The organism is Streptomyces lateritius, from assembly GCF_014649715.1.
GTDB classification, from domain to species: Bacteria; Actinomycetota; Actinomycetes; order Streptomycetales; family Streptomycetaceae; genus Streptomyces; species Streptomyces lateritius.
Genome location: NZ_BMTO01000003.1, coordinates 20,385 through 38,274 on the forward strand (window position 1 = coordinate 20,385; position 17,890 = coordinate 38,274).

General features: G+C 69.2%; 16 protein-coding genes, 1 tRNA gene and 1 pseudogene. 11 read left to right on the forward strand and 7 right to left on the reverse strand.

Annotation, left to right across the window (positions count from 1 at the left end):
* Positions 1-354 precede the first annotated feature (354 nt).
* From IE136_RS06515 to IE136_RS06535, 5 genes are read left to right on the forward strand one after another with little or no spacing between them, the layout of a single operon-like run.
* Positions 355-2,340 (forward strand): sensor histidine kinase, encoded by a 1,986-nt coding sequence (locus IE136_RS06515; protein ID WP_189599784.1) that lies wholly within the window; start codon positions 355-357, stop codon positions 2,338-2,340.
* A gap of 7 nt (positions 2,341-2,347) precedes the next feature.
* On the forward strand, positions 2,348-2,782 hold the full coding sequence (locus tag IE136_RS06520) for a roadblock/LC7 domain-containing protein (protein ID WP_158992312.1): 435 nt from the start codon (positions 2,348-2,350) through the stop codon (positions 2,780-2,782).
* Between the two features lie 2 nt (positions 2,783-2,784).
* Complete coding sequence (locus IE136_RS06525; protein WP_158994885.1) at positions 2,785-3,156, forward strand: DUF742 domain-containing protein; 372 nt, start codon at positions 2,785-2,787, stop codon at positions 3,154-3,156.
* Complete coding sequence (locus IE136_RS06530) at positions 3,134-3,757, forward strand: GTP-binding protein (protein WP_158992314.1); 624 nt, start codon at positions 3,134-3,136, stop codon at positions 3,755-3,757. The genes IE136_RS06525 and IE136_RS06530 overlap by 23 nt, the downstream gene beginning before the upstream one ends.
* A complete protein-coding gene (locus IE136_RS06535) occupies positions 3,754-4,323 on the forward strand; it encodes a GAF domain-containing protein (protein WP_158992316.1) in 570 nt (189 codons plus the stop codon). The genes IE136_RS06530 and IE136_RS06535 overlap by 4 nt, the downstream gene beginning before the upstream one ends.
* A gap of 253 nt (positions 4,324-4,576) precedes the next feature.
* Here IE136_RS06535 and IE136_RS06540 read toward each other — a convergent pair whose 3' ends face one another.
* The 3 genes from IE136_RS06540 to IE136_RS06550 form a co-directional block, all read right to left on the reverse strand.
* The gene (locus tag IE136_RS06540; RefSeq protein WP_158992318.1) at positions 4,577-5,776 is read right to left on the reverse strand and encodes an acyl-CoA dehydrogenase family protein; all 1,200 of its coding nucleotides are present in this window, start codon (positions 5,774-5,776) and stop codon (positions 4,577-4,579) included.
* A gap of 525 nt (positions 5,777-6,301) precedes the next feature.
* Positions 6,302-7,195 (reverse strand): transketolase family protein, encoded by an 894-nt coding sequence (locus tag IE136_RS06545; RefSeq protein WP_189599785.1) that lies wholly within the window; start codon positions 7,193-7,195, stop codon positions 6,302-6,304.
* Between the two features lie 89 nt (positions 7,196-7,284).
* Complete coding sequence (locus IE136_RS06550) at positions 7,285-8,031, reverse strand: thiamine pyrophosphate-binding protein (protein ID WP_158992322.1); 747 nt, start codon at positions 8,029-8,031, stop codon at positions 7,285-7,287.
* 127 nt (positions 8,032-8,158) lie between these two features.
* Here IE136_RS06550 and IE136_RS06555 point away from each other — a divergent pair.
* Positions 8,159-8,232 (forward strand) — tRNA-Pro (locus tag IE136_RS06555).
* A 98-nt stretch (positions 8,233-8,330) separates the two neighbouring features.
* Here the strand turns inward: IE136_RS06555 and IE136_RS06560 are convergent.
* Positions 8,331-9,563, reverse strand: a complete 1,233-nt coding sequence (locus IE136_RS06560; protein ID WP_229818669.1) for a tyrosine-type recombinase/integrase — start codon at positions 9,561-9,563, stop codon at positions 8,331-8,333.
* Position 9,564: 1 nt separating this feature from the next.
* Positions 9,565-9,816: a helix-turn-helix transcriptional regulator gene (locus IE136_RS06565; protein WP_189599786.1), complete on the reverse strand. Its 252-nt coding sequence runs from the start codon at positions 9,814-9,816 to the stop codon at positions 9,565-9,567.
* Positions 9,817-10,486: 670 nt separating this feature from the next.
* On the opposite strand from IE136_RS06565, the gene IE136_RS06570 reads away from it, so the two are divergent.
* Positions 10,487-11,347 (forward strand): DUF5655 domain-containing protein, encoded by an 861-nt coding sequence (locus tag IE136_RS06570; protein WP_189599787.1) that lies wholly within the window; start codon positions 10,487-10,489, stop codon positions 11,345-11,347.
* A 152-nt stretch (positions 11,348-11,499) separates the two neighbouring features.
* Here IE136_RS06570 and IE136_RS06575 read toward each other — a convergent pair whose 3' ends face one another.
* Positions 11,500-11,919: a PPOX class F420-dependent oxidoreductase gene (locus IE136_RS06575; protein ID WP_229818670.1), complete on the reverse strand. Its 420-nt coding sequence runs from the start codon at positions 11,917-11,919 to the stop codon at positions 11,500-11,502.
* A 281-nt stretch (positions 11,920-12,200) separates the two neighbouring features.
* Here IE136_RS06575 and IE136_RS35375 point away from each other — a divergent pair.
* A pseudogene (locus IE136_RS35375) lies at positions 12,201-12,554 on the forward strand (sensor histidine kinase); the annotation flags it as partial.
* Positions 12,555-12,827: 273 nt separating this feature from the next.
* A complete protein-coding gene (locus tag IE136_RS06580) occupies positions 12,828-14,912 on the forward strand; it encodes a SpoIIE family protein phosphatase (protein WP_189599789.1) in 2,085 nt (694 codons plus the stop codon).
* Positions 14,913-15,149: 237 nt separating this feature from the next.
* Here IE136_RS06580 and IE136_RS06585 read toward each other — a convergent pair whose 3' ends face one another.
* Positions 15,150-15,599, reverse strand: a complete 450-nt coding sequence (locus tag IE136_RS06585) for a Fur family transcriptional regulator (protein ID WP_189600006.1) — start codon at positions 15,597-15,599, stop codon at positions 15,150-15,152.
* Between the two features lie 438 nt (positions 15,600-16,037).
* Between IE136_RS06585 and IE136_RS06590 the strand changes: the two genes are divergently transcribed.
* Both IE136_RS06590 and IE136_RS06595 read left to right on the forward strand, forming a co-directional pair.
* Positions 16,038-17,336: a tyrosinase family protein gene (locus IE136_RS06590; protein ID WP_189599790.1), complete on the forward strand. Its 1,299-nt coding sequence runs from the start codon at positions 16,038-16,040 to the stop codon at positions 17,334-17,336.
* Complete coding sequence (locus IE136_RS06595) at positions 17,336-17,839, forward strand: hypothetical protein (protein ID WP_189599791.1); 504 nt, start codon at positions 17,336-17,338, stop codon at positions 17,837-17,839. The genes IE136_RS06590 and IE136_RS06595 overlap by 1 nt, the downstream gene beginning before the upstream one ends.
* Positions 17,840-17,890: the final 51 nt, after the last annotated feature.

Genomic DNA, 17,890 nt, shown 5'->3' on the forward strand with positions numbered 1-17,890 from the left:
TACGGCGCCCTCCGCGGCGCTCCCCGCCTCGTGCGTCCCGTGCCGGCTCCCGGATCGCGGCAGCGGATTCCGGTCGGGGGTGATTTCCCCGGCGGAGGGTGGCGTACGCCCCCTTCCGTCCGCTTCCGCTCTCGACGTTCGCATCCTTCGTCGAGTTCCGGCCAAGCGTTCTCGGCCTGTTGGGCAAGGGGCAATACCAGAGTGGGCCGCCCTACGGGTAAGTTTGCCAACTCCGCACCCCGCCTGAGCGGTTGACGACTACAGTGTGTGGCTGGTGATCATCGGTAGGCTCATCAAACCCACGTAGTACACCCCCGTAGTACGCCGATTCCTGGGCACGCACCAAGGACACTCATGTCTCAACTTCGCGCACCCGCCCCGCGGTCCGAACGCCGCGAGGGCGGGCGGCACGGCCGGTCAGGCGCCCGCTCCGCCCCCAGCGCGGGGACTCCCAACCCCGCACCGCTCTCGACGGAAGCCCGCATACGACCACAACTCCTGCGCACGTCCGTGCTCCCGGCCATCGCGGTGGCACTCGGCGGCGCCGCCGCCGTCCTCTTCACCCTCCGCTCCACCGGGGCCTCTCCGACCCCCGGCCTCTGGGCCGCGCTGACGGGCGCCGCGGCCCTGACGGTCGCGTCCGTGACCGCGGCGGCCCTCGGCGCCGACCGGGCCGCCAAGGCGGTCCTCGACCGATGCAACGCCCTGCGCCGCTCCAGCGCCCGGAGCCAGAGCGAACTGCGCACGGTCGTCGAGCAGCTGCGCAGGGGCGAGGGCCCGCCAGCCCGCCCGGTCGTCCCGCCCGCCACCGCTTCCGGGGACGAATTCGACCTCCTGTCACAGGAGTTGACCCGCTCGCACGAGGCCGCCGTGGCCGCCGTGGTGCAGGCATCCCGGCTGTCGAGCAGCGTGGGCAACGAACAGAAGGTCGAGGTCTTCGTCAACCTCGCCCGCCGTCTGCAGTCCCTCGTGCACCGCGAGATCCAGCTCCTCGACGAGCTGGAGAACGAGGTCGAGGACCCCGAGCTGCTCAAGGGTCTGTTCCACGTCGACCACCTGGCGACCCGCATCCGCCGCCACGCGGAGAACCTCGCCGTGCTCGGTGGCGCCATCTCCCGTCGCCAGTGGTCCAATCCCGTCACCATGACGGAGGTGCTCCGCTCGTCCATCGCGGAGGTCGAGCAGTACCCGCGCGTGAAGCTCGTCCCGCCGATCGACGGTACCCTCCGGGGCCATGCCGTGGCCGACGTCATCCACCTGCTCGCCGAACTGGTCGAGAACGCGACGCTGTTCTCCGCTCCGCACACCACGGTGCTGCTGCGCGCCCAGTACGTCACGGCCGGCCTCGCCATCGAGGTCGAGGACCGAGGCCTGGGCATGCCCGTCACCGAGCAGAACAAGATGAACGCGCTGCTCGCCGACCCCGACCAGGTCAACGTGGCCCACCTGCTGCAGGACGGACGGATCGGACTGTTCGTGGTCTCCGCGCTCGCGCGGCGCCACGGCATCGCCGTACGCCTCCAGTCGAACATCTACGGTGGCGTCCAGGCCGTTCTCGTGCTGCCGCAGGGGCTTCTCGGTGCCGACCCGGAGGGGCTCGCGCGCAGCGAGAACCAGGCCGGAGCTGTGGCCGCGAGCCAGACGGCGCAGGTCCAGGCGGCTCAGGCTCAGGCAGTCCCGCCCCAGCCCCACCCCCAGCCCCACGCGGTCCAGGCCCCTCAACCTCAGGCCGCTCAGCTCCAGCGGCAGTCCCCCCTCCAGGCGCAGCCTCTCGCGCCGGGAGTCCCGGCGGCACCCGCGGTCCCCGCACCCGCTCCCGAACGCGTACCGCGGGAGGCCCCGCGGCCGCAGGCCGCTCACGCCCAGGGCCAGGCGCAGGGACCCGGCCACGGTCAGGGACACGGCCCGGGTCAGGCGCAGGGACCCGGCCACGGTCAGGGACAGGGCCCGGGCCGGGGCCACACGCCCGAGCCCGGCCACCGCCCGGTGACGTACACCCCTTCGTCACCGCCCGCCCTGCCGCACCAAACGGCGTACTCCGGTGAGTCCTCCCCGGCCACCGCGAGTGCCCGTGCCGGAGGCGCCCCCCTGCCCCCTCAGGCGCCCCCGTCCCCCCCGGCCCCGCGCGCGGAAGCGCAGAGCCGCCCCCTCCTCCCCAAGCGGCGCGCCCAGGAGCACCTCGTCCCGCAGCTGCGCGACGAGCCCGTGGCCCGCAAGCCGGAGGAGCACGCCCTGCACGACCCGGGCCTGATGGCCGCGTTCCAGCGCGGCATCGGACTCGCCGAATCCCAACCCTCCCCCCAAGAACCGCTGCGTCCCGGCGACGCGCACAAGGAGTAGATGCACCATGGCGAGCAATGTGCCGAACGGCCATTCCTCGGATCTCGACTGGCTGCTGAGCGGTCTGGTCCAGCGGGTCCCGTACACCCGCAACGCGGTACTGCTCTCCTCCGACGGCCTGGTCAAATCGGTCCACGGCCTCGACCCCGACGCCGCCGACCACATGGCGGCGCTGGCCTCCGGCCTGTACTCGCTCGGGCGCAGCGCCGGCGCGCGGTTCGGCGACGGCGGCGAGGTGCGGCAGGTGGTCGTCGAGCTCGACTCCACTCTGCTGTTCGTCTCCACTGCCGGGTCCGGCACGTGTCTGGCGGTGCTCGCCGGACGCGAGGCCGACGCCGCCGTCCTCGGGTACGAGATGGCGATGCTGGTCAAGAGCGTGCGACCGTATCTGGTCACGCCCGCCAGACAAGCGGCGGGCGCGGCGGGCAGAACGGGGCAGTGAGCGTGACGTCCCCGCAGGAGGGGCCCTGGCTCGACGACGCGGCCGGCCGGCTGATCCGTCCGTACACCGTGAGCGGCGGCCGGACCAAGCCCACCACCGCGCTGGACCTCCTCTCCATGGTGATGGCGACAGGCTCCTCTCCGCAGCCGCACATGGGTCCCGAGCACAGCGTGGCCCTCGGGCTGTGCGACGGACCCACCTCGGTGGCGGAGATCGCCGCGCACTTACGGCTCCCGGCGGTCGTCACCAAGGTTCTGCTCTCCGATCTCGTGGACTGCGGGGCGCTCACCGCCCGGGCGCCCCGTTTCCACGCCAACCCAACCGACCGTTCTCTGCTGGAGGCAGTGCTCGATGGCCTACGACAACGGCTCTGAGCGCCACGAGAGCGTGGCGACCGATCCGTTCCCCACCGCGCTCAAGATCCTGGTGGCGGGCGGCTTCGGCGTGGGCAAGACCACCTTCGTGGGCGCGGTCAGCGAGATCGAACCGCTGAGCACCGAGGAACTGCTGACCCAGGTCAGCGCGGCCACCGACAGCCTGGAGGGCGTGGAGTCCAAGACCACGACCACGGTCGCGATGGACTTCGGGCGCATCACCCTCGACGACCGCCATGTGCTGTACCTCTTCGGCACACCGGGCCAGGAGCGCTTCTGGTTCATGTGGGACGAGCTCTCCGAGGGTGCGCTCGGAGCGGTCGTCCTCGCCGACACCCGCCGCCTGCAGGACTGTTTCTCCGCGGTCGACTTCTTCGAACGGCGGGGCATCGGATTCGTCGTGGCCGTCAACGAGTTCGACGGTGCCTACCGCTACGAGCCCGACGAGGTGCGGGCCGCGCTCGACCTCAGGCCCGAGGTGCCGGTCGTGCTCTGCGACGCCCGGATCTCCAGCGCCGGCATCCGCACCCTGCTCACCCTCGTCCAGCATCTGCTCACCACCATCCCGGCCCCCGTGCCGAGCTACGGAGCACCGACATGACCTACGACCCGACCGGGCATCTGCTGCTGACCCCCGTCGACCGGGAGGCGCCCGCCCGTGTGCAGCGGCTGCGCGAACTCGGCCTCGGGGAGCGGCCGGAGCCGGCCTTCGACGAGTTCGCCCACCGGCTCGCGGAGGTGACCGGGGCGCCGTACTCGATGGTCAACTTCATCGATGAGAACCGGCAGTTCTTCGCCGGTCTGCACACCCCGGCGGGCACGCACACAGGCAGCGACCTGGGCGCGGCGGCGGCCGGCGGCAACGTCGGCCGGTTCATGGCACGTGACCACGGCTACTGCCCGCACGTGGTGGTGCGCCGCAAGGCGCTGGTGCTGGAGGACGTCTGCGACTACCCGCGGTTCGCGGGCAACCCGGTGGTGGACGAGATCGGCATCCGCTCCTACATGGGCGCCCCGCTGATCGACCGTACGGGCATCGCGCTCGGCACGATCTGCGTGGTCGACACGGACGTACGGCCGTGGGGCAGGGCCGGCCTGGAGAAGATCAAGACGCTCGCGGCGGAGTTGGTGGAGCAGATCCACCGCCGTGAGGACAACCTGATCTGAGTACTGACGGGGCGCCCCGGAACGGCTCACGGCCGGGCCGGGGCGCTTCTTCCGTCCCCGGCTGGGTCGTGTCCGGAAAGCAGCGCCGTCTGGCCGCAGGGCAGGGCCCGCGGCGTCCGGTGCGTTGGGATCGCAAGGCGGAGGGTCGCCCTCGTACGGGGCGTACTCGGGTGATCCCGACAACGCGGCGAGCGTGCGCGCCGGGCGTCGCGGGCCAGGCGGGACTTCACGGACACGGCCCAGGGCCGGGTGGTCAGAGGGGGGCCGACTCGAGTTTGACCAGGTCCGACAGCTTCTCCGACCAACTGCCCTTGTCCTGGCCGATGGCGACCTCCGCCAGGCGCAGCAGCTGGATGTCCGAGGTTCCGGCCGGGGCGAAGATGTGGTGCGCGTCGCGCACATAGCGCTCGATGGAGCGGTTTGTGAAAAGCCCGGCCGCGGCGTGGATCTCCATCGCGTTGCGCCCCGAGTCGAGGGCGGATTCGACGTTGACCAGCTTCGCGTTCATCAACTCCGCGTCGCAGGACATGCCCTGGTCCAGCAGGTGGACCGCGTGGTACGCGGCGAGCCGGGCCGTCATGAGACGGGACTGCATCTGACCCAGCTTCAACTTGACGGTTGGAAGGTCGTACAGGGGCTTTCCGTAGCGGTGTCGCTCGGCGCAGAACCGGGTCGTCTCCTCCAGCATCGCCTGGTGGATGCCGAGTGAGACGGCGGTGAGGTTGGCCCGGCCGTACAGCACGCTGGAGGAGTACGCCACGGACAGTCCGTCGCCCTCGTCTCCCAGACGGTTCGAGGCGGGGACCCGGCAGTTCTCGAAGATGAGCTCGCCGAAGCTGAAGCCGTGCAGACCCATCGCCGGCTGCTGGGGACCGGTACGGAACCCCGGGCGATCGGATTCGACCAGGAAGGCGGTGAGTCCCTTCGATCCGGGACCGGTCCTGACCACCACACCGTGCAGATCGCCCACATGGCTGTTGCCGACGAACACCTTGCTGCCGTTGAGGATGTAGTCGTCCCCGTCGCGCACGGCGCTCGCGGTCATGCCCAGGACGTGACCGCCCGACTCGGGCTCGGTCACTGCGATGGTCGGCAGGCACTCACCGGCCGCGATGGCCGGAAGCCATGTCTTGCGCTGGTCGTCGCTGCCGAAGTGCACGATCTTGGCGGTGCCGAGCTGCGAGGCCTGGACCATGGCACCCATCGCGCCGCTGACCCGGGAGAGCTCCTCGATGATGATGGTTTTGGCCAGGTGCCCGGCCCCCATGCCGCCGTACTCCTGGCTGATAGTCGCTCCCAGCCAGCCCTGCTCGCAGATGCGCCGGGAGAGTTCGTGGTGCACCGACCGGGACGTTTCCATCTCGGGTATACGTGGCCGGACCTCATTCTCCGCGAAGGCGCGCACCGTTTCCCTGAGCTGATGATGCAGCCGACTGCTGAAGTAGCCGTCCATTCGAGTCCTCCCCTGCGAAACCCTGCTCGTTCGATTGTTCGAGCAGATGGTGCATCGGCAGTGGTCCCGTCCCGAACAGGCCGACACTTCATGGTGTTGATCTTTCTGGGGCGGATCAATATCGCCACCGAGTTTGTCCGAAAGCTGAGTGGTTGACGTTTGAATCTGACTGTGTTTCGCGAGGACTTGGCCTGTTCGCGCGGGCCCCCTGGGCATTCCCCGTGGGCATCTTTCTGCCACATGCCAAGGGCAAGCAGTTCATGGGCATATGGTTTTGCGGCGCACCTGATCACCTCATGCGTCACTTCCTCCCCACAGGAGGGGCATGCCGGAAGTCCCCGCGAAACCCGCCGGGGCCCTGACCACCGGGATGCGGCCTCCTCCGGCCTGAGGCGGGGGCCTCGCGCGCAGCGCACGGGTGCGCCCGGCGGCGCCCCGGCGCGTCACGGGGAGTGACCGGCGTGCGCTCCGGCGTATACGCCGGCGGGGGCGCCTGCAGGGGTGAGAGCGCCTACGCGTCGGCGGTCAGTGGTCGAGGAAGGCTGTGACGCGTTCCCGCAGGGCGGCCGGGGCGAGGCCTTGGCCCCTCAGGTGTTCCTCCATGCTGCCGTAGGTGCGCAGCTCTCGGCGGGAGACGCCGAGGCCCAGCACCCGATGGGGCGTCTCGGCGAGGGCGTCGTTGGCGGCGGTGGTCGAGGTTCCGGCGAGGTAGGGCTCGACCAGGACGACGTCGGCGCGGGCCCCGTCGACCGCCCGGCGCAGGGCCTCGGCGTCGAAGGGGCGGACCGTGGTGGCGTAGAGGAGGGTCACGTCGAGGCCCTCGGTCGCGGCGAGGACGTTGTCCAGCATGGGCCCGACCGCGACGACGACCCCGTCACGGCCCTCGCGCAGCGTGGTGAAGCCGGGGGAGACGGGGCGGGCGGAGGCGTTGGACTGGAGGGAGAGCCGGACGTAGACGAGATCGTCGCCCGCGACGGCCCGTCGCAGCAGCGCCTCGGCCTCGTCCGGGTGGCCGGGGACGTGGACCGTCCAGCCGTCGAGGGTGTCGAGCAGGGCGACGTCACCGGGCGACATATGGGTGAAGCCGCCGGCGGGCCAGTCGTACGAGGCTCCGGCGCTGACCAGGACACCCGAGACGCCCTGATGGCCGAAGTCCAGCTTGACCTGCTCGAAGGGGCGCTCGACGAGAAAGCTCGCGAAGGTGTGCATGACCGGCCGCATCCCGGTCAGCGCGAGCCCGCCGCCCACGCCGATCATCAGCTGCTCGCGGATCCCCACATTGATCACACGGTCGGGGTGTCGGCGCTCGGCCTGCTGAAAGCCGTCCCTGCTGATCTCGGCGAGGACGAGCGCGAGCCGGGGATCGTCGTCGAGTAGGCGGCTGGTGGTCGAGATGAATCGGTCACGCATGGTGTCCATGGAAGGGCTCCTCGGGCTTCTCTGGCTGCTACGGCCTGTACGGCTTCTCGGGCTCAGGCGCTCGCTCTCGGGCGACGGCGCTCTTGGGCTCAGGCGCTCTTGGGCTCGACGCGGGCGACGACGGCGCGCGGACGTCCGGGGTGGGGGGCGGTGAAGGCGGCGTACAGCGCTTCGTGGTCACGGCCGTCGACGGTCTCGGCAGACCATCCCGCGGCTTCGAACCGCGAGGCGATCCCGCCGGGCCAGCCGTAGGTGGCGGAGCTGTTGTCGATCACGAGCGTGTGCAGCTGCTCCAGACCGGCGGGCCCGGCGTAGGCGAGGGCCTCGTGATTGCTTCCCTCGTCCAGCTCGGCGTCGCCGATCAGGACCCACACCCGCGGGTCGGTCAGCCCCTGCGCCCGCAGTCCCAGCACGCTCCCGACGGCGAGGGGCAGCCCATGCCCCAGCGAGCCGCTGCCGATCTCGGCGCCCGGCACCAGGGTCCGGTCGGGGTGGTGCCCGAGCGGCGAGTCGTACGACCCGAAGCCGGTGAGCAGCTTCTCCGGGAAGAACCCCTTGGCGGCGAGCACGGCGTAGTACGCCATCGGCCCGTGCCCCTTCGACAGCAGGAACCGGTCCCGCCCCCGGTCCCCGAAGCTCTCGGGCGAGACCCGCAGGACTCGGTCGTAGAGGACCCACAGCGCGTCGAGCGTGGACGTGGCGGCGGGCGAGTGCTTCTCGTCGCCGGTCATCAGCCCCATGAGCCGCTGAAGCCGGTCGAGGTCAGGGCCGGGATCGCGCGGGTCGAGGGCGTCCGCCGTGCCTGCCACGTCATGCCTGTCTGCCGTGTTCGTCATGCGCCCCACCGTGCTACCTCAAGCGAGGTTGAGGTCAAGCACGGAAAGGGGTTCGTGACCACTCGGGGAAGTGCGGTATTGTTCTCATGCACGTCCGGCAGGGGGAAACCCCAGGTCAGACGGGCACCGGGACGTGGCGCAGCTTGGTAGCGCACTTGACTGGGGGTCAAGGGGTCGCAGGTTCAAATCCTGTCGTCCCGACTTGCTTTTACGCAGGTCAGAGGCCGTATCGGAAGTATCCGATACGGCCTCAAGATCGTTTTTGGGGACCAGTTGGGGACCAGGACGGTCGGTGGGGCTCAGACGGCGGCAACTGCCGTGAGTGGCAGCGAACGAGGTGCACGGAGCACCATGAGGTGCGCGGAGAGGGCTGCACCGGCTGCGGTGATCTGGTCTGCGTCGGGGTGCAGGTAGCGCTGGGTGGTGGTCAGCGAGCCGTGTCCGGCGATCTTGCGCAGGACGTGCAGGGGGACTCCGGCGTCGGCGAACCACGTCAGCCCAGTGTGGCGCAGGTCGTGTCGTCGGAGGTGCTCGAAGCCGAGTTCGGTCACGACGTTGTCCCAGTGCGTGGCGTCACGCAGGACGGCGGTGGAGATGCGTCCACCGCGAGGGCCGAAGAAGATGCGGGCGTCGGGGCTGTCACCGGCCGCGAGCAGGCGTTGGGCGACCATCGGGCGGACTTCTTCGATGAGGGGCACCTTGCGGGCACGTTTGCCCTTGGTGGCCTTGTCGATGAGCCCGCCACGGGCGGGGGTGGTCTGCCGGCGGACGGTCCAGATCCAGTTGTCGGTGTCGATGTCCCGGACGCGGACCCCGGAGACCTCGCCGATGCGCGCTGCCGTGGACGCGGCGAAGGTGACCACGTCGCCCCACCCCTGGTACTGGCCGTGTGAGCGCGCGACCAGGGTCTTGGCGAGGGCCTGGAGAGTTTCCCAGTCGGGCAGAGCGAGCGCGCGAGGATCATTCAGCTCGTCCTCGACCTGCTGGTACTGACGCTGCCAGCCGCTGACCCGGGCAGGGTTGACCTTGATGAGGCCGTCGCGGACCGCCTGCTCCATGACGCGTACGAGGACGGCGATGGTGTTCTTGACGGTCGAGCGGCTGTACTCGTCGGCGATCCACCGGTACACGGTGCGGTCGACAGCACCGTTGGTGATCATTCGGACCGGCAGATGACCGAGGGCCGGCACAACTCTCAGTCGCCAACCAGCCAGATAAGGGTCGAGAGTCTTGAGCTCCAGTCCACGGAGCGCGAGTTCCATATTCGCGGTGCCGTAGTCGACCAGAGGCATGGTGGCGAGCGAGGGGTTGATGCCAGCTTCCGCCGCCTCGACGAGCGCCGTGATCCACTCCTGCGCTTCGTCCTCGGTGTCCTTGGCCTCGGAGAGGGACTTGCGGGACTTTGTCTCGGGGTCCCACCAGCGCACGCGGGCCCGGTAGGGAGAAGGGCGGTTGGGGCGGTATTCGACGTCGGCGGTGAGGCGGACGCCGATCGGAACGCTCTCAGCAGCGGGCGGTGTTGCTATCGCCACCTCAGGCCGCCTGCCCTGGGACGACGCGGCGACTGCGCAGCCAGTGCTCGACGTCGTGAGTGCTGTAGAGGGTCACGCGATCGGACACGGGGACGAAGGGCGGCCCCTGCGGAGGGCGGGCCGAGCGCCAACGACGGAGGGTGGAGGGGTCGACGTTCAACATGCCCGCGAGCTCATCGGTCGTGAACCACTTGCCGACGACCAGCTCAGGGGAAACGTTTCGTCCGTTCGCGGTGGATTCCTTGGATGGCATGACTTCCTTGCGACGGCGCAGCGCGCCGACTTGGTGGGGCGATGTATGAGGCAGGTCAGTCAGCTCCCTTGATCAGAGGAACGCCGGGACGACGACCATAGGGGCAACGGCGGAGAAGTCCAGCGGGAAACCCGTGGATTCGCACACGGAGAACAACCTGTTCCGATAAGTGCGGTTGACGCGATACGCGTCTCCCCGGGAGATCGTTCCCGGTCGGGCGGATTCAGCCCCGCTGATTTGCGGAGTGGTTGTGACCGATTTCAGCGAGGCTGCGCAAAGGTGATGCACCGTCGATCGTGGAGGGCGAGCAGGCTGGCAACCTGGGCGTCATGAACACACATGAGGCGGGCGAGGGCCTTTCAGGGATGGCGGACAGAACCGTTGCTGTGGAGGCTCGATCTTCCGAGCGAATCCCCGGTTTCGGAAACCGGGGACTGTGCGCTATATATCGCCCAGCCGTGATGTCGGGGGCAGCCCCGCGAAGGCGTGACCGTCATGATCATCATCAACCCGTCTGTTTACTCGGGAAGATGGCCGGTGGCGAAAGGCTGTAGCGGTTTCGGCGCCCTGCCCACGGACCGGTAGGCCTGGAAATAAACCCAGTGCATTGGGCGTTCATACTCGGCAGCCACAAGCACGGGGGTGTTCTGATCTGAAGCTGTTTCACACGATGAACGGCGTGCTCGAAGTCGTGCCGCGTCTGGCCGAGACCGAGGCCGATGTACAGGCGCTCGTCGAGAGCGCGATGGAGCCGATGCTCGGGGTCCGCTTCCTGGCGACCGAGTACAGCACCGGTCCCGTCCACGGCGGGCGTATCGACTCGCTCGGGCTGGACGAGAACGGCTCGCCGGTGATCGTCGAGTACAAGCGGGCGACCGACCCCGGTGTTCTGTCGCAGGGCCTGTACTACATGGCGTGGTTGATGGACCACCGGGACGAGTTCCAGGCCCTGGTCCATGAACGCCTCGGTGCGACCGCGGCCTCGGCCGTCCTGTGGAGCTCGCCGAGGCTCATCTGCATTGCCGGTGACTTCACCCGGTACGACTTGCACGCGGTGCGCGAGCATCGTCGGTCGATCGACCTCGTGCGGTATCGGCTGTTCGGCGAGCATCACATCGCGCTGGAGACGGTCGCCACGGGCGCCGCCCAGAGTAGGCCGGCTCACCGGCGGGGCCGTGCGTGCGGCGGGTGGGGGCAGGCGCCCCGCCGGCAGGCCGGCGGCATTACGGAGCTGGCGACGGTCGTCGACGAGGTGCTGCGAGGGCTGGGGGAGGACGTGACGAAGGTGCCACGCAAGCAGTACGACGCGTACCAGCGGCTGCGGAACTTCGCCTGCGTCACCGGACGACAGGACAAGCTCCTCGTCTACCTCAAGTGCGCGCCGGCGGTGGTCGACGTCGTGCCGGGTTTCACCCGGGACGTGACGGGGCTGGGGCACCACGGCACGGGGGACTTGGAGGTCCAGCTGCGCTCGGAGAAGGACGTGGAGCGGGCGCTGGAGCTGTTCCGGCTGTCGTACGCGGCGGCGTAGCCGGTGTGACGGGTGTGGATGTCTCGGTCGAGGCGCCTTTTCGACGAAGGGGCGGGGGAGTGGCGGTGGTGTCGTCCATCCTCCGCAGGATCCCCGGTTTCGGAATCCGGGGATCCTCGCCTATATTCCGCCCGCGCCTGGGGCGGGCGGGGTCACCAGCCGGAGGGCTTGGTGGGTCCCAGGGCGCGGGTGACGGTGATCTCGATAACGACCCGGTTGGGGTTCACGCGCGGGGGCTTGTACCGCTCGGTGTACCGACGCTCGGCGTCGGCCACGGAGGCGGGGTCGTCCTTGATGACTGCGGTGCCTTCGAGCGTGCACCAGCGCCGGCCCTCGGCCTGACTCACGGCGACACGAGCTTCGGTGCCAGCGGCCAGGGCGGCGCGGATGTTGCGGACCTTCTTGTTGCCGCCGTCGGTGATGACGCGGGCGATCCGCGTCTCAGGGTCGTACGTGATACCGACCGGGGTGACGTGCGGGGTGCCGTCGGGCCGGAGGGTGGTGATGAAGCACACGCGGCGCTCCTGCCAGAAGGCGTCGTCCCCGTCGGCGGGCGGGGTGGCGGTTTCCAACGGTCGGTCTCCTCGTTGCGAACGGCTCGGCACAGCACCCTCCGGCCTGGTAGTGCGGTGCGTGATGTGGGCCTCGACCGTAACGCGAGGACGAACGACGCCTGCGCCGGGCCCCGGCGGCCGCTTCAGACGGGATAGGGCTGGTCAGGTCAGGCGTCGTTCTCCGCGGGTCTTTAAATGTGGTCGAGGCCGCGCTCGCCGTATGGCTGTACATCGGAATCCTTGCGAAGACTCCGCGCAGATCGCTGACTCGTCCGGCGGCAGCCGACTCCCGCAGGCTGGCCGTCGCCAACATGGTCGAGCACGCGGTCAAGTACAGCCCGCCCGGGAGGCCTGTGCTGGTCGCGGCGAGCGCCCTGGCGGACCGCGTCGAGCTCAGGATCGTCGACGAAGCCCGGGCGTCCCCCACGAGGCCAAGCCCCGCATCTCCGGTGCCTTCCAGCGCTACGGAGACGCGGCGCGTGGCGAGGGCGTCGGCCTGGGCTTGGAGGTGGCCCGAGGCTTCCTGGAGGCGATGGGCGGCACGGTGACGGCGGAGGACCTCTGGGGGCGGCCTGACCATGACCCTCACCGTGCGAACGGCTGAGGGCTCCCCGCGGTCCGTTCCTGGCCCGGCGGCCGGGACGACCACCTGACACCGGAGTGCCGGGCACGTCGATCCCGAGGCCCGTCATCCGGCGGAGCCCAGCAGCCGCGCCGGCCCGTGGCCCGTCGGGAGTTGACAGCTGCATAGAGCCTTCAGCTTGGAGCGGGCCTCGACGCAGCGGCGACCAGGATTATCAACGGCAAGAGCGCTCGCTGCTGGTGTACCCGGGGGCGCGAAGCGGTGCCGAGGGCGACCATGGAGGCATGGAGGCCGCAGCCGCGACTCATGCGGCGGCACGGCGCGCGCCGAGGGATGGCATCGGATGAGTGAGCGACTGCCGATCGAGGAGCTGATCATCGGGGCCGCGCAGGACGCCGGTGGCTGGCTCGGCTCCTTGGCGGTGGCGCAAGTGGCCACGGCGGCTGACGGGACAGTGGTGCGCTGGAACCATGCCGCTCAGGAGCTCCTCGGTTACGCTCCGCCGCACGTGGTGGGGCGGCACATCGCCGACCTCCTCCATCCGGGGGCCGACCGCAGCCTGGGCCGTTCACTGTGGGAGGCGGCATCCAGCGGACGCGGGGTGATGGGTACAGTCACCGCCTGGCACCACGACGACTACCCCCTGGAACTGGAGATCTGGGCCTGCCCCGTTCCTGACCGGCACCGCGGCGCCTCAGCCGTGCTGATCTTCGCCGCCGACGCTCACACGACTCGCCGGATCCGCGGAACCTCGGCAGTCTGGGACGGGCTGTTCGCCCGCTCGCCGGTCGGCATCGGGCTTCTCGACACCAAGCTGCGCTTCCTCAGGGTCAACGCCGCTCTGGAGAAGATGAACGGCCTGGCCGAATCCGCGCATGTCGGACGACGCCTCGCCGAGCTGCTGCCCGAGGTCAACGCGGGCGAGATAGAGGACGCGATGCGCCAGGCCCTGGCCTTCGGAGAGCCCGTTCTGGACAGGCACCGCACAGGTCGTACACCGGCCGACCCGGAGCACGACCACGTCTGGTCGTGCTCCTACGTGCGGATGGAAGACCCGACCGGCCAGCCGATCGGTGTAGTGGCCACCCTCGTCGACATCACCGCCCAACATCGCGACCATGTCGATGCGGAGGCGGGGCGTCGCCGGCTCGCTCTGCTCAGCGAGGCCAGCGCCCGCATCGGTGGCAGTCTCGATGTGGAACGCACCGCGCAGGAACTGGCTGATCTGGCTGTTCCGCAGCTGGCTGACGCCGTCACCGTCGACATCCTGGACACCCTCGCCCGCGGAGACGAACCAGGCCCGGGGCTGGCCCGCGGTGTCGCTGTACGGCGCTTGGGCAAGGCACCTCTGACCGGCTCCGCGATCACGCGTCTTCTCGCCCCGCTCGGCCGTACGCTCACCTTCCCGGCCGGGGCCCCCTACACGCAGGCCCTCAGGGCCCGCCGGCCGTTCCTGATCGCCCACCTCGACGAGCAGACCATCGCGCCGGCGGCCCGCCACTCCGCCGTGCCCGGCCAGTTGCTCAGCAAGGGCGTGCACTCGTTCATGATGGTGCCGCTCATCGCCCGCGACCTCGTCCTTGGCGTCGCCACCTTCTGCCGCACCCGGCCTGGGGACCCTTACGGGTCCGAGGACGTCACTCTCGCCGGCGAACTCACCACCCGCGCCGCTGTCAGCATCGACAACGCGCGCCTTTACCAGCACGAGCACGAGACCGCCGTCGTCCTCCAGCGCAGCATGCTGCCGCAACACGTCACACCGCCGCCCGGCATCGAGATCGCCCACCGCTACCTGCCCGCGAGCGACATCAACGAGGTCGGCGGCGACTGGTACGACGTCCTGCCCCTGCCCGGCGGCAAGGCCGCTCTCGTCATCGGGGACGTGATGGGACACGGCATCGCCGCAGCAGCCGTGATGGGCCGCCTCTCGGCGACCGTGAGAGCCCTGGCACGCCTCGACATGGCCCCTGTTGACCTGCTCCACCAGCTCGAAGCAGCCCTGGCCGACCTCGCCGAGCCGATGCTCGCCACGTTCCTTTGCGTCGTCTGTGACCCCGCCACCGGGCACTGCACCATCACTCGCGCCGGCCACCCGCCCCCCGCAGTCCTGGAGCCCGACGGCAGCGCCTACCTCTTCACTGCCCCGGCCGGCGCGCCCCTGGGCGTCGGCGGAGTCGACTTCACCACCGCCGAAGCCACGCTGCCCGCCGACAGCCTCCTCGTCCTCTATACCGACGGCCTCATCGAAGGCCGGGACAGCGACCTCGACGATCGCCTCACCGAGCTGACCGGCCTGCTCAGCGAACCCCAGAGGTCACTCGATCACCTTTGCGACTCCCTACTTGCCCGCCTCGTGCCCAGCTCGGCCGACGATGACATCGCCCTGCTGGTCGCTCGCATCGCACCACCGGCGGGCAGAACGGGCTAAGGAGCCCGTGCGGCGAGTCAGGAGTATGGACATGAGACAGCCACTGCCCCCCGTCGGGGTGGGCGTTCGTGGTCGTCAAGAAGGGGCCGCGAGTTACCGCGACCGACCTCGATGACTCGCTGGGGCGTCGATATCTCTCAGACGGGAAACGCGTCTTCGTTCGACCAGAAGGAGCGGGTTCGTCTCCGGCTGCGCGCTAGAAGTCGGAGCGCCGCACCCGATGCGCTGCCGTTCCCGTCAGCAGGCGGTTGCGGACGGGCGTCGGCAGTCTGCGCAGACGCCCGTGAGTTCCAGGGTGTGGTGGATCTCGGTGAAGCCGGATGCCGCCGGTACGTCGGCGACCCAGCGTTCGACGACTTCGGTGTCGACCGGGTGGCTCCGGCCGCAGTCGCGGCACATGAGGTAGTGGCGGTGCTCGCCCGCGGAGCGGATCCGGTACAGGCGTTCCCCTGCCTCGTCACGGACGATGTCGACCTGCCCGGCGCGTTCGAGGGCCTGGAGCGCGCGATACACCGTGGTCAGGCCCGTAGGCGCCCCTGTCTCGATCAGTGAGGCGTGCAGCGCCTTGACGGAGACGAAGTCGGGCGAGTGCGCCAATGCGGTGTGCACGGCTTCGCGCTGACGGGTCGTACGTCTCCACGCGCCGGGCTGAGGTGGGGTCCGCGGCCCGGAGTCAGCCGGACTGATCCCTGCCGCCGGGCACCCTCGGTCACCCTCACGGGTGACGCGAGCATCCTGACTTTGAAGCGAACGCCGATGGGCATGCACCAGCGACGCCGAGTCAGTCCTGACTCGGACCGCAGGATTTGGCAGGCGATTTTTCCGGCAGTCCACCTCAATGTCGGTGGATCGTGTAGCAGTTGACAGGTGAAAACCCCGCCGAGGCGCTCAATGGGCCGACGGGGTGCGGCCGAGGTCATGGATGCGTAGGACCGTGCCAGGCCCGCCCAACCAGAGCACGATGGTTGAGTCGAGGCCGAGTGTGCGGCCCTCTCAGTCGATTCCCGGAAGTACTGACTACTCCGGACGCGCCGCTGGCTTGCGGTGTCCTTCCGAACCTCTGAGTCTGGCACCTGAAGATAACAGCGGCCTGCCCGCTGCGTCTGTCCCCCCAATGGAGGCAAAATGCCCACGGTTCGCAAAGACATCAACGCACTCACCGACGCGGAACTGGACGACTACATTCACGCGCTCGACATCCTGCGGCAGCGATCGGAGGTGAACGAGGACGATCCTACCGGTTACGCATTCCAGGCGGCGCTGCACAACGGTTTCGTGGGACCGGACGGCGTCGCCATCAGATGCGAGCACAACAGTGACCGCTTTCTGCCGTGGCACCGGGCGCATCTGTACTACTTCGAGAAGCTTCTCCAAGAGGCCGACCCACCGCGCACCCAGAACGTGACCATTCCGTATTGGGACTGGATCAGCGAACAGACCCCCGAGAAGTTTCCCCTCGCGTTCAAGAAGCCCGGCCTGAAGGCCCCGCGCAGCTCCGCAGCAGCGTTGCTGCCACCGGACACGCTGGAGATCGTCACGACGGAGACGGATCAGAAGGAGTTCGCCGGCTATCCAGTGGGGGACCTCTCCGGAGACGACGGACGGCTCGAAGGGGGCCCGCACAACAGGATGCACGGCTTCTACATCGGCGGGGCGATGGCAAACCCCTCGTCAGCGGCCGAGGACCCCATCTACTTCAGCTTCCACACCTTCATCGATCTGATGTGGGCGGAATGGCAGCGCCGTAACGGCATGCCGGCCCTGACGTCGCCGGACGAGGTGCTGCTGGGGTTCGCCTCGCAGCCCAAGAACAAGATCTCCGCATTCACCGACATCGCGGACCTCGACTACGAGTACGAGTACACGGAGCAGCTCAAGGCGGCCTTCGGAGCGCCCCCGTCGCCGGTGCCCCCGGCGCCGCTCAAGCTTCTGGCGACCGAGTTGCTCTCACCGCTCGACGCGAACGTCGACATCGTGACCGAACTGCGTGACAAGGAGGTCGTGCAACTCGGGTTCAAGGTGCCCGAGACCAAGGGGCGGCAACTGCGCGTGCGACTCGACGAGCTCAAGGTGCCGAACACCGGAAGCTACATGCTGCGCGCCTTCCTCCATCCGTCCGACGTGCCTTTCCAGCCCGACGACGGCGAGTTCGCACGTCGGTTCGGAGCTGGGTACGTGGCCCTGTGGCGATCTCACCAGCACCTGCACGGCGGCCACAACGGCCACGACGACCACCACCACGTCTCCCGCAAGGCTCGCTTCGACGTGACACCCGTCTTGGAGTCGCTGGGAGCGGACGACAGCGACCTGGTGTTCACCCTGCAGTTCATCCCTGCGCCCAGCGCGACAGGGCTGCCCCCGCATCCCCTGCCGCCGATCGACGAGGTCGACTTCGCGGACGTGCGCATGGAGGTCTACTCCTGATGCGCACCCCGGTGTACGAGCTGCACATCCGGCCCATGTTCACCGCGACCGACCGCGACCACATGATCCCCCACGGGCTGAACCTCTGGTCGTACGACGAGGTGGTCGAGCACGCCGAGCACATCCTCGACCGTCTGGAGGCCGGGACCATGCCGCCGACAGCCTTCGGCGGGCCGTGGCCACAGGAGTGGATCGATCTCTTCCGACGCTGGAAGGAGGGCGGTCTCAAGCGCCTGGAGCTCGGTACCGCCGTGATCACGGTCAACCGCTCGCCCAGCACTGTCACGGTCAAGGCGGTAGGCACGTTTCCCGCCGCGGGCTACCAAGGTTGGCTCCAACTGGAGAGCGAGTCCGACACGGCGAAGACCTACGTCCTGTACTTCGAGCCGCCCGACTCCCCGGTAGCTGGTACAGCCGATGACTTCGAGCTCAAGGAACGCTACAGCGCCTCTGACACCCGGGCCCTGTTCGTCCATGACAACACCGGCGTCCAGGAGCACTGAACACGTCTACGGATCGCTCGCCCGGATTTCCCAAACCGACGGGCGATCCAT